The organism is Stenotrophomonas maltophilia (assembly GCF_004920835.1).
GTDB lineage: Bacteria > Pseudomonadota > Gammaproteobacteria > Xanthomonadales > Xanthomonadaceae > Stenotrophomonas > Stenotrophomonas maltophilia_AQ.
Genome location: NZ_QFHO01000005.1, coordinates 102,447 through 123,585, shown reverse-complemented (window position 1 = coordinate 123,585; position 21,139 = coordinate 102,447). Strand labels below are relative to the sequence as shown.

Here is a 21,139-nt window from a genome sequence, read left to right as displayed (position 1 = left end):
GACCGCAACGCCGCCCTGCCCTTCCGGCTCAGGGCTTGGGTTTCTCCGGCAACCGGTACAGCTCTTTCTCGTAAGCCAACGTGCCCCACATGGCATAGGCATGTGCGCGCCGTGCCAGCTCCGGCCGTAGTGGGTGTGGCTGCAGCTGATCGGTCGCCGGGTCGTAGCGGAATCCCTGCGCCGGCTTGTCCGGCTGCAGGATGGCGACGTCGTTGCCCTCCATCCATGCCAGGTTGCGGTCGTACTGCATCAGCGCGCGACCCGGTTGCAGCCGCCGCAAGTCGGTCAGGTCCTGGCCTACCAGCGGCGTGGGGTCGGCGATGCCCAGCAGCGACAGCAGCGTCGGCGCCAGATCGATCTGGCTGACGATGCGGGTATCCCGCCGCGGTTCGATGCCGCCGCCAAGGATCAAGCCCGGGATATGGAAGTTGGCGATGGGCACCATGTCCTTGCCGAACACGCGCGAGTCATGGTCGGCCACCACCAGGAACACGGTATTTTCCCAGTACGGTGAGGCCATCGCCTTGCGGAAGAATTCTCCCAGCGCGTGATCGGCATACTTGGCGGCATTGTCGCGGGTCTGCTTGGGCTGCTCGTACAGCTCGATGCGGCCGTCCGGGAACTCGAACGGATCATGGTTGCTGGAGGTGAACACCAGGCCGAAGAACGGCTTGCCCTGCGCATTCAACTGCTGGAACTGCTCATCGGCGCGGTTGAACAGATCCTCGTCCGATGCCCCCCATGATCCGACGAACGTCGGCGTGCGGTAGTCCTTGCGATCCACGATGCGGGTGAAGCCATTGGCGAGGAAGAACTCGCGCATGTTGTCGAAATGGCTTTCACCGCCGTAGTAGAAGCCGGTGTCGTAGCCATGCCGGCCCAGTACATCGGCCAGGGTGAAGAAGCGTTGGCGGCTGGCGGGCAGCTTGACCACCGCTTCGGCCGGGGTCGGTGGGAACCCTGTCAGTACCGCCTCGATCCCGCGCACCGAACGCGTACCGGTGGCATACAGGCGCTCGAACGCCCAGCCCTGCTTGCTCAGGCGGTCGAAGTTGGGCGACAGCGGCCGCCCGCCGAGGCTGCCGATGAACTGTGCACCGAGGCTTTCTTCCAGCACGATCACCAGGTTGCGCGGCTTGCCCTGGTGCAGCGGCGGACGCAGTGCCAGGCTCGGCAGCGCCTCGGACACGTACGCCGTGGCAGGCAGGCCACTGGTCGCGTGAAGCTCGTCGACCACCTGCCCCAACGGCAGCTCGCCATAGATGCGCGAGGTCTCGCTGCGGGCAGCCAGCTGGCGCGCCGCATAGCCGACGGTGTACAGCGAGTTGAGTGGCAGCACGTTGATGGTGGGGTCGGTGGAGAACGCCACCAGCGCCGGATTCAACGGCCGATGGCCGAGGCTCGAACGCACACCCATCGCCGCCAGCAGGAGCACCAGCACCGCCAGCGGCAATCGCCACAGCCACCCGGCTTCGACCACGGTCGCCGGGCGGATTTCCACCCAGCGACGCGAGCCGCGCAGCAGCGCCCAGCACAGCACGATCACGGCGACCACTTCGATCACCACCGCCAGCAGATGCCCCCGCAGCAGCGTCATTCCAACTTCTTCGGGGTAGATCAGATATTCAAGGAACAAACGATTGGGCCGCAGGCCGTACTCGGCCATGAAGCTTGGCGTAGCCAGCTCCATGAACACCAGCAGCACGCTGGCCACGATCAGCCACCCGCGCAGGACATGCCGCCAGGCGCGGCCCAACCGTCCTTCGACCGGCAACAGCAGCGCCAGCACCGCAGGGATGCCAAAGAGCAGGCACAGCGTGGACACGTCCACACGCAGTCCCTGCAGGAAGATCGTGGACCAACCGTCGGCAGCACTGACCCGCGCGGCATGCCACAGCGCCAACCCCAGCCGCGACAGCGACAGGGCCACCAGGCCAAACAGGAAGAAGGCGGCGATCGGACACAGACGCCGGCACAGCGACAGCAACACAGCTCGAGGCATGAAAGAAATCCAGGAATGGAACAACGGAGACCCTTGCCACCTCCCTGGCAGCGGGCCACATCGACCAACGTGTTACCTGACACCGTCGCCAGCGCCCGACCAGGCCACGACAGTCGTCGGCAGCGGTTCCCCAACCGCCCCGGCCTCAGCTCCGGCCGGCCATCCCGCCAGACAAGGTCCAGCGCGGTGACCGCGCACAATACACTGTGATGACCGTCTACTTCGACGGCTTTCGACATCTGGACTCTTTCCTCCTGCCCGCCATGGGGCGCAGAGGGTGCCCCGCTAGCGCTGCCAATGCTCCAGCACCGCCGCACAATCGGCCAGGTGCCAGCAGGCCATGTCCGGCCACGGGTTGTCCGGAGCATTGACCAGCAGGGTGCGCGTGCCCGCGGCCCGGCCGCATTCCAGGTCGAAGCGGTAATCGCCCACCATCACCACCTGTGCTGGATCTACCTGCCAGCGCCGCAGGAAGTACTGCAGGCCGTCCGGCGAGGGCTTGGGCTCGGCTTCGTCGCGGCCGATGATGTCCTCTTCGGCAAACACATCGCCCAGCCCGATCGCCTGCAGCGTGACCTGGGCCAGGCTGCGCACGTTGCGGGTGAGGATGCCCAGCCGGCAACCGGCGCCCTGCAGCGCACGCACCAGCGCCACCGCGCCCATCGCCGGCACGGAGGCCGCGGCCAGTTCACGCTCGTGGGCCAGCAGCCAAGCATGCTTGGCACTGGCCTCTGCAGCGGGCAGAGCGGCCAGGTGGGTGAGGATGTCGTCCTGCGCCGGAATCGCCAGTTCGCGCTTGATCCGCGCGAAATCATGCATCGCCACGGTCAACGTGCCATCCATGTCGAACACCCAGTGCCGGATTGCCGACAACGCCGGTACTGCCGCGGGTGCCACCACGGGTACCGCCTGGGTCATCGCCACCACGCTGGCATGCGGCTGGCATCGACGCCGCCGGTCTCGAACACCGCAGTACGGGTGCCACCGGCCTTGACCGGGAACTCGATGCTGATGGACTTGCCCTTGGCTGCCAGCTTCCACAGCGCCTTCTGGTCGGTGATGAACAGGGCGATGGCTTCATCGGTCTTCGGGCGCCACGCGGCCATCGACACCGGCTTGCCGCCGTCCACCGTGACCTTCACCGTACACTGCGGGCAACGGAAATCGCCGGCCTGCAGCACCAGGTAGGCATGACGCTTCCATTCGGGGTGGTCGCGGAACACCAGCTGCACCGGCTTGGCGCCGCTGCCATCCACATCCACCCGCTCCTTGCTGAAGATCTGCGCCGACACCTGGTTGCCCTTGCTGCCAACCGGAATCTGGTTGTACTGCCACAGCGCCTGCATGCGGCGCAGGTCGCGCGCGGCATCGCCCTTGGCCTTGACCTCGTCGAAGCCGGCGGCGATGCGCTCGGCGGCGGCGGTGTCCTTGTACTGGTCCAGCAGCGAGGCGCCATGCAGGCGCGCACGCTCCCAGTCCTGCGCGGCCACGGCCATGTCGTACTGCTTGGCCACGTCTTCGGCCTTGGCCTCCTTCTGCGCCTGCACGGCGGCCGCGGCGGCTTCCTGCGCCTTGCGTTCCTCTTCCGGGTTGCTGCAGGCGGCCAGCGCGAAGGCACATGCAGCGGCCAGGATCAGTCTTTTCATTGCGTGCTCCCAATCGGTGAAGACGCCTGCCGGCGTGACCGGGATACTTTAGCAACCCGTGGTGGATGGACGCATGACCGTGAATGGGAGTGGCCGACAACCAGGCACGTTGCCTATCCCCGCTGATCACCATCCTGTTCCAGGAACCCACCGGTGCAAGCTCACTCTTTTCTGCGAACACCTCCCCATCGGTGACATTCACCTGCCGCTTCTGCCCATCGCGACGTCAGGCAAGCATCTCATCGCTGGAGGCCGCAACCATGACCTGCCTTCCGCGCAGCGGACACAGTGCGGAAACCGGAGCCACTGGCTGAACGCCAGCCTTGAAAGGACACCCCAGGAGGAAGCCGGAAGGGTCGCATCCCCGGAATGATCACCAGTTCATGCCATGTGCCATTACTTTCCAGGGAGGCTTCGCGCGCCTTCTTCTCCGCAGACGTAACCTCAGTGGGGCCCCCTCCTGCTGAAGGGGTCGAGTGGATGGTGCCCAGTTTCCAGAGTCGGATACGCTCATGACCTTCAGGGGTCCGATCGCTGGAGACCTCGTATCTTTCGATGCCGTACGCCCATGGCACCTCGACTTCGGTTTTACGCACCTTGCCAACGCCGTTATCACCCCGCACTTCAGCGGCTGCGCTGGCTACCATCGAGATTCTGCGGCTCAGCTCGGCGTACATCCATGTTACGGCAGCCAAAGCCTCCGGGTCGTCGCCCCTACTGGGCAACCCCGTCCTAACCGGGTTGAACCAAGGCTCTTGCCCGCAAAGCACGATGGCCACAATCCCCCTTTCTCCAATCCAGGCCGTCTGGTCACCATTTTGATAGAGACGCAAACTGCCACTGAAAGTGGGGATGGACTCCCCAGTGGAGTACTTGATGAGATTTGCGGACTTGAACAGCATCGCTTCTGCAGGCGATGCGGTAGAGACTGCGGGTGTGGCAAGGAGAAGAGCTGCGAGAGCCAGACCGCTCAGAACCGGAAACGTGGCGGGCCGCATGTATCTTTGCATTGACGTTTTCATGGAAATGCCCCTCGCCCGCAACGCTGCGGAAACCGGCCTGATGGAATTGAAGATTGCATACCTGTCGGATATGCAATGGACTGCACTGCATCCAGCGGCTGGCAACCAGCCCCGTTGATGCAAGAGAGAATGTTCAAGCTCAGGTCCAGGGAAATCCATACAACAATCTTCAAAAACCCTTGCAGACACCCATCACGCAGACCCAACGCCTCCTTCCGCCATCATGAACGTGACACCGCGACCGATGGTTGCAACCACAAAAAACGGCAGGTTTCCCTGCCGTTTTTTTGTTTCGCACCAACGCCGACGATTATTTGCCGGCGCTTGCCTTATCCAGCAGATCCTGCACCGAGGCGGTGGTGATCGGGTGGTAGCCCGGCTTGGCCTTTTCGAAGGCCTGCTTGGCCAGCTCAAGACCCTTCGGGGTCTTCACCAGTTCGGCGTAGATCGGCATGATCAGCTTGCGACGACCGACGCGCTCGATGAACGCGGCTGCGCCTTCATTGGCCTGCTCGTAGCCACTGCGGATCGCCAACGGGTACCAGCGCATGGCGATCTCGCCATTCGGGGTGCCGGTGAAGTGGAACGCCTTGTCCAGCGTGGCCAGCTTGTCCAGCGGCTGGGTGGCGCCCAGGCCATCGATGAAGCGGACCCACTCCTGGGTGCTCCACTCAGCAATCACCTGGCTGCTCGGCACGGTGCCGGCGCTGGCGAAGGCGATGCGCGCGGTATCGACGCTGCTGAAATTGCGCGACTGCGCCTTGGCTGCGAACGCCGGAATGCCCGGCTCGTCCAGCCACGCCTTCAGTTCGGCCTCGGTCACCGCCGACGGATTCTTCGGCAGCAGGTTCTTCTTCAGGTACTCGACGAACTGGTCGGTGTTGGCGCTCTGGAAGGCGTGGTCATCGAACCAGCCGCGCAGGAAGGGGTCGAAGGTTTCGCGGCCGAAGCGCTGTTCCAGGAACTCCAGGAACCACGAACCCTTGACGTAGGCCACCTGGCTCAGGGCTTCGTCCGGGTCACGCTCGTTCAGCGGCGGCAGCGCCAGCGCCTGGTCGGCCGGGCTCATGTCCTTCACTTCGGCCAGCAGATCGGTCTGGTCGATCTGCTTTTCCATCTCGGCCATCTCCTTGCCGTACAGGGCTTCGGTGATGCGGCCCTGGACGTAGGTGGTGAAGCCTTCGTTGAGCCAGATGTCCTTCCAGCTGGCGTTGGTCACCAGGTTGCCCGACCAGCTGTGTGCCAGTTCATGGGCGACCAGCGAGACCAGCGACTTGTCGCCGACGATCACGGTCGGCGTGGCGAAGGTCAGGCGCGGGTTTTCCATGCCGCCGAACGGGAACGACGGCGGCAGCACCAGCATGTCGTAGCGGCCCCAGCGGTATTCGCCGTACAGCTTCTCGGCGGCACCGATCATCTTCTCGGTGTCTTCGAATTCCTTGGCGGCCTTGTTGACCATGGTCGGCTCGGCCCAGACGCCGGAGCGGCCGGAGATCGGCTCGAACACCAGGTCGCCGGCGGCGATGGCCAGCAGGTAGGACGGAATCGGCTGCGGCATCTTGAAGGTGTAGTCACCGTCACGCGCGGCCTTGGGATCGTTGTCGGCGCTCATCAGCACCATTACGTCCGGGCGCGAGACCACGTGCGCGCTGTAGGTGAAGCGCACGCTGGGGGTGTCCTGCAGCGGTACCCAGGAACGGGCGTGGATCGCCTGCGACTGGCTGAACATGAAGGGCAGCTGCTTGCCCTCGGTCATCGACGGCGCCAGCCACTGCAGGCCCGAAGCGGTCGGTGCGGTGTGGTAGGTCACTTCGACCTTGGCCGGCTGTTCCGGGGTTTCGATGGTCAGCTTGCTGCCGAACACCTTGTCGGCCGGGGCCAGCACGAACTGCAGCGGGCTGCGCGCGCCGTCAGCGGCGATCGCTTCGACCTTGGCGATGCTCAGCTCGCGGGTGTCCAGCACCAGCTGCTTGGCGTCCTTCTGCTTCCATTCCAGGGTGTAGGTGGCGGTGCCGCCGATCTGCTTCTGGTCGAAGTCCAGCTTCAGGTCCAGCGCGATGTCCTTGACGACGACCTTGTCCGGCTCGGCGTACGAGCTTTCATCGTGGCTGCGGTTTTCGGCGTTCACGGGGGCGGCGGGAGCCTTTTCGGCAGTCGGGGCGGCGGCGGGCGCGGCCGCCTCCTGGGAGCAGCCGGCGGCCAGGGCCACGGCCAGCGGAAGGAGCATCAGCGGATTACGCATGAATCGGGACCGTTACGGGGAACAAACCCCAATGGTACCTCCGTCCGGCCCCGCAGGCGTTGCGCGCTGCGGGGTAATGGCGGGGGGGCCGATCCTGCGCCTCCGGCGCATGCCGACCGAGGTTGGCCTCTACCGGAATGGCGACGGACGCGGTACGGGCGGCCGGGGCTGCGCTGCGCCTCGGGCGCATGCCAACCTAGGTTGGCCTCTACCGGTAGGTGCCAACCTTGGTTGGCACGGATCTGTCATCGCTCGCGGACGGGCGTGTGCCAACCAAAGTTGGCACCTACCAAAGCGGGGCTTACAGCTTGTAGCCGGAATGGATCGAGACGATGCCGCCGGTCAGGTTCTTGTAGTGGCAGCGCTCGAAACCGGCCTGCCCCATCATCGCCTTCAGCTCTTCCTGCGGCGGGTGCTTGCGGATGCTCTCGGCCAGGTACTGGTAGCTGTCCGAATCGTTGGCGAACAGCTTGCCCAGCTTCGGCAGGATCTTGAACGAGTGGAAGTCGTAGATCGGCTTGAACCAGTCGGCGGTGACTTCGGAGAACTCCAGCACGCGGGCCTGGCCGCCGACCTTCAGCACGCGGTACATCTCGCGCAGGCCGGCGTCCTTGTCGGTCACGTTGCGCAGGCCAAAGGCAATGGTCACCAGGTCGAAGCTGTTGTCCGGGAACGGCAGGGCTTCGGCATTGCACTGCACGTAGTCCAGGCCGAGCACCAGGCCGCGGTTGGTCAGGCGGTCGCGGCCGACCGACAGCATGCCGGCGTTGATGTCGCCCAGCACCACCGAACCTTCGGCGCCGACGCGCTCTTTCAGCAGCGCGGCGATGTCACCTGTGCCGCCGGCCAGATCGAGCACGCGGTCACCCGGCTTCACCTGCGCAGTGGCGACGTAGTAGCGCTTCCACGCCCGGTGCACGCCCATGCTCATCAGGTCGTTCATCAGGTCGTAGTTGCGCGCGACCGACGTGAACACCTGGCCGACCAGCTTCTGCTTGTCCTTGGCGGCGACGTCGCGGAACCCGAAATGGGTGGTACCGGATTTGTAGGGGGATTCGCTCATGCCCCGATTATCGCACCGCCGGGGGCCATCGGCACCCCCTGCCCGTATCATGGCGGGCCATGACTTACCGGAGCCCCGCATGATCACCACGCCCGACTACCAGGCCCTGCTGCAGACCGCCATCGCCGAAGCCCGCCAGGGCCTGGCCGAGGGTGGCGTGCCGATCGGCGCGGCGCTGTACCACAACGACGGCCGTCTGCTCGGCTGCGGCCACAACCGCCGCGTGCAGGAAGGCGACCCGTCAGTGCATGGCGAGACCGATGCCTTCCGCAAGGCCGGCCGCCAGCGCCGTTATCAGGACACCATCATGGTCACCACCCTGGCGCCGTGCTGGTACTGCTCGGGCCTGGTGCGCCAGTTCAACATCGGCACCGTGGTGGTCGGCGAATCGCGCACCTTCCAGGGCGGCATCGACTGGCTGCGCGAAAACGGCGTCAAGGTGATCGACCTGGACAGCCAGGAATGCGTGGACCTGCTGGGCGGCTTCATTGCGCAGCACCCGGAGATCTGGAACGAAGACATCGGTGAATGAACACCGCGCAGCCTCCTGTTGAACCCGCTTAATGAACGCTTCAGTGCCGGCACATCCTTGTGCCGGCAGCGTTTGCAGCCATCACCGTGAACCAGTGCACAGTCAGTTGCCTGGCATGCACACGCGCCGGTAACACCCGAGCCCGCCATCGCACCTAGGGTGGAATGACCGGGGCCCCTTTCCCCGGCGGAGCCAGCCATGTGCGCGCTCGCCCTACGCCCTGCATCAGACCCGGCCCTTGCCGGCATCCGCGACCGATTGACGCAGCAGTTCGCGTTGCATCGACGCACCGCGCCGTTCTGGACCGTTTACCAGGGACTGCAGCAGGAAGTGATCCGCGCCCATCCGCGTGATCATGTGCGGCTGTGCAATGCCATGGCCGACATCGCCGAAGACCTCGGTGCCGTGACCCGCGCGCAGCTGCTCGATGGCAACACCGGCTGCACGCCGCGCTGACGCGGCATGCACCGGCGCATACGCCACACTGCGATGAACCCCCACTCCCATCCACCTCAACCGATTGGATCGACATGCACGCTGAAGTCCCCACCATTCCCCCGGTCATCAATGTCGATGCCGAGCTTGATCACTGGCGCCGCCAGCATGCCGACGGCGCACTGCCGCACAACTCGTTCGGTTCCTACGTGCCGTGGATCAAGTTCGCCTGCGATTCGCTGATCACCCAACCGCGCGCAAGCAATGCCCAGCGCGACGAGATGTTCCAGACCCAGTACGCGCTGCAGATCATGCCGAGGCTGAGCGAGTCCCAGGCCCGCGAGTTCGTAGACCGCTGCTGGCAGCATGTCTACCAGACCAGCCCGGTGCGGCTGCAGGACGCTCCGCGCCTGCGCGCCTGAGCCGAACTACGGCTGCACGGCCCCTGCACGGGCCACTGCCGATCATCCTCGTCACCTGAGTGGGACGACGACGATGAAAGCAAGAAACCTGTTCAATACGATCGCCAAGAAGGCTGCGGCCGCCACCGGTTCGCCGTGGACCTTCCTGGCTGCGGTGATGATCGTGGTGATATGGGGCATCAGCGGGCCCGTGTTTGGCTTCAACGACACCTGGCAGCTGGTGATCAACACCGGCACCACGATCATCACCTTCCTGATGGTGTTCCTGATCCAGCACACGCAGAACGCCGATACCGCGGCGATGCAGATCAAGCTGGACGAGCTGATCCGGGCGACAGCCGAAGCCAACAACGAGCTTCTGGACCTGGAAGAACTGGATGAAGAGCGCCTGGAGGAGATCCGCGCCGAGTACGAGCAGATGGCCCGCGAGGCCGGTGACGCGCTGGCGCGCGTGCGCGCCTGCCATGGCGTGCGCCGGGATGATGAAGCGGTCTGAAGGTAGCGCTACCTGCTCTGGTAGGTGCCAACCTTGGTTGGCACAATGCCGGCCGCCTGCGCTGACGCATCCGTGCCAAACAAGGTTGGCACCTACCAGAAGCGCTGCTTATCCGCGCTCGTGCCAGCCGCCGCCCAGCACCTTGTACAGGGTGATGCGGTTGGATTGCTGGGCCAGCTGCGCCTGCAGCTGCGTCTGCTGCGCGTTGTAGGCGGTACGACGTGCGTCGAGCAGGGTCACGAAGCTGTCCAGGCCGGCGTCATAGCGTGCCTGCGACAGGCGGTTGGCCTGCTCGGCAGCCTCGACCAGGCGCTGCTGCGAGGCGACCTGTTCATCCAGGCTGACATTCAGCGCCAGTGCGTCGGCGGTCTCGCGGAAGCCCACCTGGATCGCCTTCTCGTACTGCGCCAATGCAATGTCACGATCGGCATTGGCGATGGCCAGGTTCGCGCGCAGCTTGCCGCCCTGGAAGATCGGCAGCGTGATCTTCGGCAGGAAGCTCCATACGCGGGTGCCACTATCGAACAGGTTGGACAGTTCGTTCGAACCGCTGCCGATGCTGCCGGTCAGCGAGATGCTCGGGAAGAACGCCGCGCGCGCCGCACCGATGCTGGCGTTGGCGGCCAACAGCTGATGCTCGGCGGACATGATGTCCGGGCGTTGCAGCAGCACGTCGCTGGGCAGCCCGGCCGGCGGCGGCGCCAGTGCCAGCAGGCTCGGCGCCACAGCGTCGGGCAGCAGCGCCGGGTCGAGCTGGCCACCGGCCAGCAGCGCCAGCGCGTTGCGGTCCTGGGCCAGCTGGCCACGCAGGCGTGCGGCGTCGGTGCGTGCGGTTTCGACCAGGGTGCGGGTCTGGGTCAGCTCCAGTGCCGAACTGCCACCGCGTTCGTGGCGGGCCTCGGCCAGTCGCAGTGAATCCTCGTAGGTCTTCAGCGTCGCTTCGGCGATCTTCAATCGCTGCGCGTCCGCACCGTAGGTCAACCACGCGGTGGCGGTCTCGGCGACCAGGCTCAGCTGCGCGTTGCGACGGTTCGCAGCCACGGCGAAGTACTGCTGCAGGGCGGCCTCGCTGAGATTGCGCACGCGACCGAACAGGTCCAGCTCGAACTCCGCCACACCAACACCGGCAGTGAACTGCTCGGTGACGCCAGCGTCCGTACCACGGCGATCCATCTGGCCGGTAACGGCCACGCCCGGCACGCGATCAGCGCGCTGCACGCGGTACTGGCCACGCGCACGTTCAACATTGAGCACCGCCACACGCAGGTCGCGGTTGTTCTGCAGGGACTGGTCGATCACCTGCTGCAGGCGCGCATCGGTGAAGAAGTCGCGCCAGCCGACGGCGGCGACGTCAGCCACCTGGCCCTGCGCGGCCTCGGCCGGCCACTGCGCCGGAATGGCCGGAGCGACGGCGGTGTCCTTCGGCACCAGGGTGGAGCAGCCGGCCAGCACGAGCGCGGCGGCGATGGAAACAGCAATGGAATGAAGCTTCATGGCAACACCTTGGGGATCACGGTGGTAGCGCCGGGCCGTACCCGGCGGCTACGCGGTGAGACATCCGCCGGGCATGGCCCGGCGCTGCCTGATTTCATCATTCGGCGGTTTTGCGCTTGAACACGCGCTGCACCACGACGAAGAACAGCGGCACGAAGAACACGCCGAGCACCGTGCCGACGACCATGCCGCCGAGCACGCCGGTGCCGATCGCCTGCTTGGCGCCGGAGCCGGCACCGCTGGAGATCGCCAGCGGCAGCACGCCCATGCCGAAGGCCAGCGAGGTCATGATGATCGGACGCAGGCGGTCGCGGACCGCGTGCATCGTCGCTTCGATCAGCCCCGCGCCCTTCTCCAGATTTTCCTTGGCGAATTCGACGATCAGGATCGCGTTCTTGCTGGTCAGGCCCACCGTGGTCAGCATCGCCACCTGGAAGTAGATGTCGCGTTCCATGCCGCGGAAGGTATTGGCCAGCACTGCACCGAGGATGCCCAGCGGCGCAACCAGCAGCACCGAGGTCGGCACGCTCCAGCTTTCATACAGGGCCGCAAGGCACAGGAACACGATCATCAGCGACAGCGTGTACAGCAGCGGTGTCTGCGAACCGGCCTGGCGTTCCTGGTAGGACATCGCCGTCCACTCGACACCGAAGCCCTGCGGCAGCTGCTTGGCCAGCTGTTCGATCTCGGCCATCGCATCACCGGAGGCCACGCCCGGCGCCGGCTCACCCTGGATCTCGGTGGCCGACACGCCGTTGTAACGCTCCAGGCGTGGCGAACCGTAGTCCCAGCGCTTGCTGGCGAAGGCGCTGAACGGAACCATCTCGCCCTTGTCGTTCTTCACCGACCAGAGATCAAAGTCCTCCGGCACCATGCGGAACGCCTGGTCGGCCTGCACGAATACGCGCTTGACGCGGCCGCGATCGACGAAGTCATCGATGTACGAGCTGCCCCACGCAGTGGCCAGGGTGGTGTTGATCTGGTCGATCGACAGCCCCAGCGACGTCGCCTTGGCCACATCGATATCGATGCGGAACTGCGGCGTGTCTTCCTGGCCGTTCGGACGCACGTTGGCCAGCTTGCTGCTCTGGGCCGCCAGGCCCAGCAGCTGGTTGCGCGCCGCCACCAAGGCTTCATGGCCCTGACCGCTGTTGTCCTTCAGGAAGAAGGTGTAGCCCGAGGCGGTGCCCAGTTCTGGGATGGCCGGCGGCGGGAAGGCAAAGATGAAGGCATCCTTGATCTGGCCCAGTGCTGCCATCGCGCGGCCGGTGATCGGCATCACGCCGTTGTCGGCATCACGGTCCTTCCAGTCCTTCAGCTTGACGAAGGCCATGCCCGCGTTCTGGCCCATGCCGGCGAAGCTGAAGCCCTGCACCGAGAACACCGACTCGACCGCGTCCTTCTCGTTTTCCATGAAGTGCTTTTCAAGCGCGGCGATCGACTCCAGCGTGCGCTCCTGGGTAGCACCGACCGGTGCCTGCACCAGCGCCATCAGCACGCCCTGGTCTTCATTGGGCAGGAACGAGCTGGGCAGGCGCACGAACAGCACACCCATCAGCAGGAACAGTGCGGCGACGATGCCCATGAACCGCCACGGGCGGTGCAGGATGCCGCGCACGCCACGCTGGTAGCTTTCGCTGGTGCGGTCGAAGCCGCGGTTGAAGCCATTGAAGAAGCGGCCCGACCAGCCCTTGTGCGCGACGTGGTGCTCGCCCTTCTTCAGCGGCTTGAGCATGGTGGCGCACAGTGCCGGGGTCAGAACGATCGCCACCAGCACCGACAATGCCATCGCCGAAACGATCGTGGCCGAGAACTGCCGATAGATCACGCCAGTGGAGCCGCTCATGAAGGCCATCGGCACGAACACCGCCGACAACACGAGACCGATACCCACCAGTGCGCCGGTGATCTGGCCCATCGACTTGCGGGTGGCCTCCAGCGGCGATAGTCCTTCTTCGGACATGATGCGCTCGACGTTCTCCACCACCACGATGGCATCGTCCACCAGCAGGCCGATGGCCAGCACCATCGCGAACATGGTCAGCATGTTCACCGAGAAGCCCAGCACCAACAGCACGCCGAAGGTACCCAGCAGCACCACCGGCACGGCGATGGTCGGGATCAGGGTGGCGCGGAAGTTCTGCAGGAACAGGTACATCACCACGAACACCAGCACGATCGCTTCGAGCAGGGTCTGCACCACGCCCTTGATCGACACGCGCACGAACGGAGTGGTGTCGTACGGGATCTCGGCCTTCAGGCCGGCCGGGAAGAAGCCTTCCAGCTCCTTCAGGGTCTCATCGACACCGGCAGCGGTATCCAGTGCGTTGGCGCCGGTGGCCAGAGTGACCGCCAGGCCGCTGGCCGGCTGCCCGTTGTAGCGGGTGACGAAGTCGTAGGACTCGGCGCCCAGCTCGACGCGGGCGACATCGCCCAGACGCAGTTCGGCACCGTCCTGCGCACCGCGCACGATGATGTTGCGGAACTGTTCCGGAGTCTGCAGGCGCGACTGCGCATTGATGGTGGCGTTGAGCTGCTGGCCCTTCACCGACGGCGCACCACCCAGCTGGCCGATCGCCACCTGTGCGTTCTGCGCCTTGATCGCGGCGGTCACTTCCGGAACCGACAGGCCATAGGTGTGCAGCTTGTTCGGGTCCAGCCAGATGCGCATGGCGTACTTGCCACCGAATACCTGGATGTTGCCCACGCCCGGCACGCGGCTGAGACGGTCGACGACATTGGAGCCGACGTAGTCGGCGATGTCGTTGGCATCCATGCTGCCGTCTTCGGACACGAAGGCGATGACGTTGAGGAAGCCCGAGCTGGACTTGGCCACGTTGATGCCCTGCCGCTGTACTTCCTGCGGCAGCAGCGGCATGGCCAGCTGCAGCTTGTTCTGCACCTGCACCTGGGCGATGTCCGGGTTGGTGCCGCTCTCGAAGGTCAGGGTGATGGTGGCCTGGCCGTTGGACGAACTGTTGGAGGAGAAGTAGATCAGGCCATCAAGGCCTTTCATGTTCTGCTCGATGATCTGCGTCACCGAGTCTTCGACCACCTTGGCCGACGCACCCGGATAGCTGGCGCTGATTTCCACCGCCGGCGGCGCGACGTTGGGATACATCGAGATCGGCAGCTTGAACAGGGCCAGGCCGCCGGCGAGCATGATGATGATCGCGATGACCCACGCGAAGATGGGTCGATCGATGAAGAAACGTGCCATGGGGTTCTCCGCTTACTTCGCGCCTGCGGCCGCAGCTGCAGGTTGGGCGGCGGCCGGCTTGGCCGGAGCGGCGCCCTGTTCGGTGACGTTCACGGGCATGCCCGGGCCGATCTTCTGCAGGCCCTCGACGATGACCTTGTCGCCGGGCTTCAAGCCGTCCTCGACCAGCCACTTGTCGCCGACGGTGCGGCTGACCTTGACCGGGCGCACTTCGACCTTGTTGTCCTTGCCGACCACCATCGCACTGGTATCGCCCTTCGGGTCACGGGCGATGCCCTGCATCGGCACCAGCACCGCATCGCTGCGCACGCCGCCGCCGATCACCGCGCGCACGTACATGCCCGGCATCAGCAGGCCATCGGGATTTTCGACCTTGACCCGCAGCGCGAAGCTGCCAGTGGCCGGATCGACGCTGACTTCGGAGAACTCCAGCGTGCCCTTGTGGGCGAATTCGCTACCGTCTTCCATCAGGATGCTGACCGGGGTCTGCTGGTTGTCCTGCAGGCGGCCGGCGGCCAGTTCGCGGCGCAGCTGCAGCAGCTCGGCCGAGGACTGGGTCAGGTCGACATAGATCGGGTCCAGCTGCTGCACGGTAGCCAGCGCCGTGGCCTGGCCGGCGCTGACCAGCGCACCCTGGGTAACACTGGACTTGCCGATACGGCCGCTGATCGGCGCAGTGATGCGCGCATAGCCAAGGGTGACGTTGGCTGCATCCAGCGTTGCCTTGGCGGCGCCGACGTCTGCTTCGGCCTGCTTCTGCGCGGCCACGGCGTTTTCCAGATCCTGCTGGCTGACCGCGTCGACCTTGGCCAGTTCGGTGATGCGCTTGGCGCTCAGCCGCGCCGCATTGGCGGTGGCTTCGGCGCGGGCCAGCTGGGCACGGGCGCTGTTGGCCTGGGCGCGATAGCTCGCATCCTCGATCTGGTACAGCGGCTCGCCGGCCTTGACCATTCCACCCTCGGTGAACAGGCGCTTGGCGACGATGCCGTTGACCTGCGGGCGCACTTCGGCCACCAGGAAGGCGTTGGTGCGGCCCGGCAGTTCGCGGGTCAGGCCCACGGTTTCGGACTTCAACGTGACCACGGTGACATCGCCCGGGCCCTGTTCGGGGGCCTGGGGTTGGCCGCCACAGGCAGCCACGGTCGCGGCGATCGCCAGCGACAGTGCAAAGGGTCGGATTCGGCTCAGCAACATGACGGAAGGGCTCTTGAAGGAAAGGGTCTCAGCGAGCACTGATACGGCGGACCCTCCACCAGAAACAGTGAAGACCGTGCAAACAGCGCCCACCCGATGCGGCGTGGGGGCCGGGCCGGCCTGCCACGCACACGACGGGAATGATGGGAACGAAATATACATACATGCGTGTTTGTTTGTAAACAGGTACAATTCAGCCACGTTTCACCCGCACTCGTACCTACCCATGGCCCGCAAGACCAAAGAGGACACCCAGGCAACCCGGGAAGGCATCCTTGACGCCGCCGAAGCCTGCTTCCATGAACACGGCGTGGCCCGTACCACGCTGGAGATGATCGGTGCCCGTGCCGGCTATACCCGCGGCGCGGTCTACTGGCACTTCAAGAACAAGAGCGAGGTGCTGACCGCGATCGTCGAGCGCGTGCACCTGCCTTTCATGCAGGAACTGGAGCGCACCTCCACCGACCAGCGCGACACCCCGGTGCATGACCTGCGCGCGGTGATGATCCACTCGTTCATCGAGCTGTCCGAGGACGAGCGCCTGCGCAAGACCATGGAGATCATGCTGCGCAGCGATGCCTCGGCCGACACCAGGGTGCTGACCGAACTGCAGCAGAGCGGTTTCCGCGATGCGCTGGACCGGATGGAGCGCGCCCTGCGCCGCGCACAGGACCTGGGCCAGCTGCGCGAGGGTGCGGACCCGAAGATCGCCGCACGCATGCTGCATGCCACGGTACTGGGCGTGCTGCACGGGGCGATGGTCGAACCGGACCTGATGGACCTCAAGCGCGATGGCATGCTGGCGCTGGACATGACCCTGGCCGCCTACGTGAAGGAAGGTGTGTTCGTGCCGGGCACCGTACCCGAGCCGCTGCCGGAGGCGTGAGCGGCATTGCTGCCGCCACGACGGCCCCATGTGAGGACGGCCCCATGATCCTGGACAATGTGGCGTGGGGCTTCATCGGTTGCGGCAGTGTCACCGAGAAGAAAAGCGGCCCGGCTCTGGCCGGCGCGCCCGGCTCACGGGTGGCCGCGGTGATGCGCCGCAATGCGGCACTGGCCGAAGACTACGCACGGCGCCGTGCGATTCCCCGCTGGTACGGCGATGCCGATGCGCTCATCGCCGATCCGGAAGTGAACGCGATCTACGTTGCGACGCCGCCTTCCACGCACATGCACTACGCATTGAAGGCGATTGCCGCGGGCAAGCCGGTCTACATCGAAAAGCCGATGGCCATGGACCATGACCAGTGCCAACGCATCATGGAGGCCAGCGCACGCAGCGGCGTACCGGTGTTCGTAGCCTATTACCGCCGCGCCCTGCCCCGCTTCGAGAAGGTGAAGCAGCTGCTGGACAGCGGCGCGATCGGTGAACCGCGCAGCGTGCGCGCCACCCTGCATCGACCGCACTCGGCGAATGCCGCGTCGCCGGACTTCTGGCGGACCAACCCGGCAATCTCCGGCGGCGGCCTGTTCGTTGATCTGGGCTCGCACACCCTGGACCTGCTCGATCACCTGCTCGGGCCTTTGACCGATGTGCGTGGCCTGGCCAGTTCGCAGGCAGGCGCGTATGCCGCCGAGGACAGCGTCTCGATGTGCTTTCGTGCCGGTCGGGGGGTGCATGGCATCGCGCAGTGGAGTTTCTGCGCGTTCCGCCGCCAGGATGAAGTCGAGATCACCGGCGACCACGGTCAGCTGCGCTTTGCCACCTTCGATGATGTTCCGGTAGTACTGGAGACCGAGGCCGGCGTGCAGGCGTTCGACATCCAGAACCCGCCGTCGATCCAGCAGCCGTTGATCGCCACTCTGGTCGATGAGCTGCGCGGCAACGGCCACTCGCCGTCAACCGGCGTCAGCGCCGCCCGCACCAATGCGGTGATGGATCAGGTGCTGCAGGCCTACCGCACACGGCAATCGCGCTGACCATCAACGAAGAAGGCCGCCTTGCGGCAGCCTTCCATGTTGCAGCGGCCGGGGTCAGAGCCCTCGCCACGGCGAGGGATCCGCCCCCATCGGATAGCGGCCTTCTGCGTTACAGGATGTAGCGGCTGAGGTCCGGATCCTGCACCAGCTCGCCCAGGTGCGTATCGACGTAGGCGCTGTCGATTGCAAGGGTCTCGCCATCACGGTCCGGTGCTTCGTAGCTGAGCGAATCCAGCAACCGCTCCAGCACGGTGTGCAGGCGGCGCGCACCGATGTTCTCCTGGCGCTCGTTCACCTGGAAGGCGATCTCGGCCAGGCGATCGATGGCATCGGCGGTGAAGCTGACCTTGACGCCCTCGGTGGCCAGCAGCGCCTCGTACTGCTTGGTCAGCGCGGCCTTCGGTTCGGTCAGGATGCGCACGAAATCGTTCTTGCTCAGCGCACCCAGCTCGACACGGATCGGGAAACGACCCTGCAGCTCGGGAATCAGGTCGCTGGGCTTGGCCAGGTGGAATGCGCCGGAGGCAATGAACAGGATGTGGTCGGTCTTGATCGTGCCGTACTTGGTGGACACGTTGGAGCCTTCCACCAGCGGCAGCAGGTCGCGCTGCACGCCTTCGCGCGAGACGTCGCCACCACCCACGTTGTCACCACGCTTGGCGACCTTGTCGATCTCGTCGATGAAAACGATGCCGTGCTGCTCGCAGGCTTCGATCGCCGCGGTACGGATGTCGTCCTCGTTGACCAGCTTGCCGGCTTCTTCTTCGATCAGCAGCGGACGCGCGGCCTTGATGGTCAGCGTGCGCTTGTGCGCCTTGGCGCCACCACCGAGGTTGGCGAACATCGACTTCAGCTGCTGGCCCATTTCCTCCATGCCCGGCGGGGTCATGATGTCCATGCTGACGTTGGCGGCCAGGTCGAGCTCGATCTCGCGGTCGTCCAACTCACCATTGCGCAGCATCTTGCGGAACTTGATGCGGGTCTCGTTGTCCTGTGCCGACGGCTCGTTGCGCGCCACCTCCGGATCGAAACCGATGCCGCCACTACGTCGCGGCAGCAGCGCATCAAGGATGCGGTCTTCGGCGCGCTCTTCGGCCTGGATACGCACGCGCACCTTGGCCTGTTCGCGGTAAAGCTTCACTGCGGTATCGGCCAGGTCACGGATGATCTGCTCGACGTCCTTGCCGACGTAGCCGACTTCGGTGAAGCGGGTTGCTTCGACCTTGACGAACGGCGCGTTGGCCAGCGTGGCCAGGCGGCGTGCGATCTCGGTCTTGCCGACGCCGGTCGGGCCGATCATCAGGATGTTCTTCGGCATCACCTCATTGCGCAGCTCAGGCACCAGCTGCATGCGACGCCAGCGGTTGCGCAGGGCGATGGCCACCGCGCGCTTGGCGTCGTGCTGGCCCACGATATGCCGGTCCAGCTCCTGCACGATCTCGCGCGGGGTCATGGTGGCGGAGGAAACTTCGATCTTCGACATGGATGTGCTCACGAATTCGTTGTCGGTAGCGCCGGGCCATGCCCGGCGGATCGGGGAGCGTTACAGCTCCTCGACCACCACGTTGCGGTTGGTATAGATGCAGATGTCGCCGGCGATGCCGATCGCTTCACTGGCGATGGTGCGCGCATCCAGTTCGGTGTGCGCCATCAGCGCGCGGGCGGCCGACAGTGCATAGGAACCACCGGAACCGATGGCGATGATGCCGTCCTCCGGCTCGATCACATCACCGGTGCCGCTGATGATCAGCGAGGTTTCCTTGTCGGCCACGGCCAGCAGGGCTTCGAGCTTGCCCAGACGGCGCTCGGTGCGCCAATCCTTGGCCAGCTCGACCGCAGCGCGCTGCAGCTGGCCGTGTTTTTCCAGCTTGGCCTCGAACAGCTCGAACAGGGTGAAGGCATCGGCAGCGGCACCGGCGAAGCCGGCCAGCACCTGGCCGTCACGGCCAAGGCGGCGCACCTTGCGCGCATTGCCCTTCATCACGGTGTGGCCCAGCGTGACCTGGCCGTCGCCGGCAATGGCCACGTGCTCGCCGCGACGGACGCAGACGATGGTGGTGGCGTGGAAAACGTTGGGATTCTGACTGGGGTCCATGCGGCCTCCGATAGCTGTTCCCGGGAGATGGGGACAGCGCCGGGTGCGATCAAGCCTGAGCGGATGGCTGCCGTTCAGCGCTTGGCGGCGCGCCATTGGCAGGCCGGCGCCTTTTCAACGAGCGCATCGCAATGCCCGCGGACCCCGCCGCCCGAACGTGGAACGCCTGTCGTTCAAAGTTTTGCCTGCGACGGCCGCTCCGGATTGGGCTCGATGCCCCAGGCAATGTACCAGTCCTCCCCCTGCGTCTCGATCGGATGCTGGGTCCGGCCGGAACCATTGCCGCAGGCCAGCGCGTCAGCCGCGCAGTAGCGGTCGCAGCCCCAGCAGATGCGCTCGGGATGCCTGGGGTGCAGCGGAATGGGCTTCGCCATGGCAGGCAGTTTCCTCGTGGCCTGCGGCCACGGTGCGCCGGTTGCATCCGCCCAGCCCTGATCCAGATCAAGGGCGGTCTATTCAGCCTTGTCGTCCTTGCTGCGACGCTTCGCACGTGGATGCGCGGCGTCGTAGACCTTGGCCAGATGCTGGAAATCGAGGTGGGTATAGATCTGCGTGGTGGCGATGTCGGCATGGCCGAGCAACTCCTGCACGCCGCGCAGGTCGCCGGAGGATTCCAGGATATGGCTGGCGAAACTATGCCGCAGCATGTGCGGATGCACGTGCTTGAACAGGCCCTGGCGCTGCGCCAGCTGGCGGATGCGGATCTGCACCGCGCGTTGGCTGATCGACCCGTTGCGACCGGGAAACACCGGCATTGCCGGGCCACCACCACTTTCCGCACGCCATGCCTGCAGCGCTTCGCGCGCTGGTCGGCCGAACGGCACCCGGCGCTGGCGATTGCCCTTGCCCATCACGTTGACCAGGCCGCTGGCAAAATCAAGATCGCGCCAGGTCAACGCACACACTTCGCTCAGGCGCAGGCCGGAGGAATAGAACAGTTCCAGCAACGCGCGATCACGACGGCCGAGTTCACCCTCGGGCTCCAGTTCAACCAGCTGCACGGCTTCATCGGCATCGAGCACCTGCGGCAGCCGGCGTGGCGCGCGCGGCGCCTTCAGCGTCGCCGCCGGGTTGACCTCGATACGGTCGTGCTTGAGCAGCCAGGCGTAGAAGCTGCGGCAGGCAGACAAGCGGCGCTGCAGGCTCTTGGCCGACAGTCCGCGGCGGTGTTCATCGGCGACGAACTGGCGCAGCGTTTCGGCATCGAGTGCTTCCACCGCCACGCCCCGCGGCTCGGCCCACACCGACAGAGCGTCCAGGTCGCGGCGATAGGCATCAAGCGTATGCGCCGACATCCGACGCTCCACCTGCAGGTGCTGCAGGAAGGCCTGTACCGCGCTCATCGTCGTGTCC

Annotated in this window: 19 protein-coding genes; 6 read left to right on the top strand and 13 right to left on the bottom strand. The window is 65.5% G+C overall.

The features are described from left to right. Positions 1-28 precede the first annotated feature (28 nt). The 6 genes from DI041_RS05990 to ubiE form a co-directional block, all read right to left on the bottom strand. A complete protein-coding gene (locus tag DI041_RS05990) occupies positions 29-2,002 on the bottom strand; it encodes an LTA synthase family protein (protein ID WP_136639027.1) in 1,974 nt (657 codons plus the stop codon). A gap of 285 nt (positions 2,003-2,287) precedes the next feature. Beyond that, complete coding sequence (locus tag DI041_RS05985) at positions 2,288-2,920, bottom strand: HAD family hydrolase (RefSeq protein WP_136639058.1); 633 nt, start codon at positions 2,918-2,920, stop codon at positions 2,288-2,290. Beyond that, positions 2,917-3,648: a hypothetical protein gene (locus DI041_RS05980; protein ID WP_127564798.1), complete on the bottom strand. Its 732-nt coding sequence runs from the start codon at positions 3,646-3,648 to the stop codon at positions 2,917-2,919. Before DI041_RS05980 ends, DI041_RS05985 begins: the two co-directional genes overlap by 4 nt. A 239-nt stretch (positions 3,649-3,887) precedes the next feature. After that, positions 3,888-4,550 carry a hypothetical protein gene (locus tag DI041_RS05975; RefSeq protein ID WP_136639028.1) on the bottom strand — a complete coding sequence of 221 codons (663 nt, stop codon included), beginning with the start codon at positions 4,548-4,550 and terminating at the stop codon, positions 3,888-3,890. Between the two features lie 430 nt (positions 4,551-4,980). After that, positions 4,981-6,912, bottom strand: coding sequence for a M1 family metallopeptidase (locus DI041_RS05970; RefSeq protein ID WP_136639029.1), 1,932 nt, complete (start codon positions 6,910-6,912; stop codon positions 4,981-4,983). 301 nt (positions 6,913-7,213) lie between these two features. Further along, positions 7,214-7,975: a bifunctional demethylmenaquinone methyltransferase/2-methoxy-6-polyprenyl-1,4-benzoquinol methylase UbiE gene (gene ubiE, locus DI041_RS05965; protein ID WP_136639030.1), complete on the bottom strand. Its 762-nt coding sequence runs from the start codon at positions 7,973-7,975 to the stop codon at positions 7,214-7,216. A gap of 79 nt (positions 7,976-8,054) precedes the next feature. On the opposite strand from ubiE, the gene DI041_RS05960 reads away from it, so the two are divergent. The 4 genes from DI041_RS05960 (at position 8,055) to DI041_RS05945 (ending at position 9,860) form a co-directional block, all read left to right on the top strand. Beyond that, entirely contained in the window at positions 8,055-8,507 is a 453-nt protein-coding gene (locus DI041_RS05960; RefSeq protein ID WP_046985014.1) for a nucleoside deaminase, read from the top strand. A gap of 198 nt (positions 8,508-8,705) precedes the next feature. Then, positions 8,706-8,963: a hypothetical protein gene (locus DI041_RS05955; protein WP_046985013.1), complete on the top strand. Its 258-nt coding sequence runs from the start codon at positions 8,706-8,708 to the stop codon at positions 8,961-8,963. A gap of 74 nt (positions 8,964-9,037) precedes the next feature. Continuing rightward, positions 9,038-9,364, top strand: coding sequence for a hypothetical protein (locus DI041_RS05950; protein ID WP_006393104.1), 327 nt, complete (start codon positions 9,038-9,040; stop codon positions 9,362-9,364). A 73-nt stretch (positions 9,365-9,437) separates the two neighbouring features. Beyond that, positions 9,438-9,860: a low affinity iron permease family protein gene (locus DI041_RS05945; RefSeq protein WP_012512139.1), complete on the top strand. Its 423-nt coding sequence runs from the start codon at positions 9,438-9,440 to the stop codon at positions 9,858-9,860. A gap of 108 nt (positions 9,861-9,968) precedes the next feature. Here DI041_RS05945 and smeF read toward each other — a convergent pair whose 3' ends face one another. From smeF to smeD, 3 genes are all read right to left on the bottom strand, one after another. Continuing rightward, positions 9,969-11,354, bottom strand: coding sequence for a multidrug efflux RND transporter outer membrane subunit SmeF (gene smeF, locus DI041_RS05940; RefSeq protein WP_046985012.1), 1,386 nt, complete (start codon positions 11,352-11,354; stop codon positions 9,969-9,971). Positions 11,355-11,451: 97 nt separating this feature from the next. Then, entirely contained in the window at positions 11,452-14,574 is a 3,123-nt protein-coding gene (gene smeE, locus DI041_RS05935; protein WP_136639031.1) for a multidrug efflux RND transporter permease subunit SmeE, read from the bottom strand. Positions 14,575-14,586: 12 nt separating this feature from the next. Beyond that, the gene (smeD, locus tag DI041_RS05930) at positions 14,587-15,768 is read right to left on the bottom strand and encodes a multidrug efflux RND transporter periplasmic adaptor subunit SmeD (RefSeq protein ID WP_046985010.1); all 1,182 of its coding nucleotides are present in this window, start codon (positions 15,766-15,768) and stop codon (positions 14,587-14,589) included. Positions 15,769-15,994: 226 nt separating this feature from the next. Here smeD and smeT point away from each other — a divergent pair, with 226 nt between their 5' ends. Both smeT and DI041_RS05920 read left to right on the top strand, forming a co-directional pair. Beyond that, on the top strand, positions 15,995-16,654 hold the full coding sequence (smeT, locus tag DI041_RS05925; RefSeq protein ID WP_046985009.1) for an efflux transporter SmeDEF transcriptional repressor SmeT: 660 nt from the start codon (positions 15,995-15,997) through the stop codon (positions 16,652-16,654). A 44-nt stretch (positions 16,655-16,698) separates the two neighbouring features. Further along, on the top strand, positions 16,699-17,691 hold the full coding sequence (locus DI041_RS05920; protein WP_136639032.1) for a Gfo/Idh/MocA family protein: 993 nt from the start codon (positions 16,699-16,701) through the stop codon (positions 17,689-17,691). A 109-nt stretch (positions 17,692-17,800) separates the two neighbouring features. Here DI041_RS05920 and hslU read toward each other — a convergent pair whose 3' ends face one another. The 4 genes from hslU to xerC all read right to left on the bottom strand — a co-directional run bounded on the left by hslU (position 17,801) and on the right by xerC (position 21,129). Then, positions 17,801-19,174, bottom strand: a complete 1,374-nt coding sequence (gene hslU, locus DI041_RS05915) for an ATP-dependent protease ATPase subunit HslU (RefSeq protein WP_136639033.1) — start codon at positions 19,172-19,174, stop codon at positions 17,801-17,803. Between the two features lie 60 nt (positions 19,175-19,234). Further along, positions 19,235-19,786 (bottom strand): ATP-dependent protease subunit HslV, encoded by a 552-nt coding sequence (gene hslV, locus DI041_RS05910; RefSeq protein WP_005411093.1) that lies wholly within the window; start codon positions 19,784-19,786, stop codon positions 19,235-19,237. A gap of 173 nt (positions 19,787-19,959) precedes the next feature. After that, complete coding sequence (locus tag DI041_RS05905; RefSeq protein ID WP_136639034.1) at positions 19,960-20,160, bottom strand: DUF3079 domain-containing protein; 201 nt, start codon at positions 20,158-20,160, stop codon at positions 19,960-19,962. A 78-nt stretch (positions 20,161-20,238) separates the two neighbouring features. Next, on the bottom strand, positions 20,239-21,129 hold the full coding sequence (gene xerC, locus DI041_RS05900) for a tyrosine recombinase XerC (protein ID WP_136639035.1): 891 nt from the start codon (positions 21,127-21,129) through the stop codon (positions 20,239-20,241). Positions 21,130-21,139 lie beyond the last annotated feature (10 nt).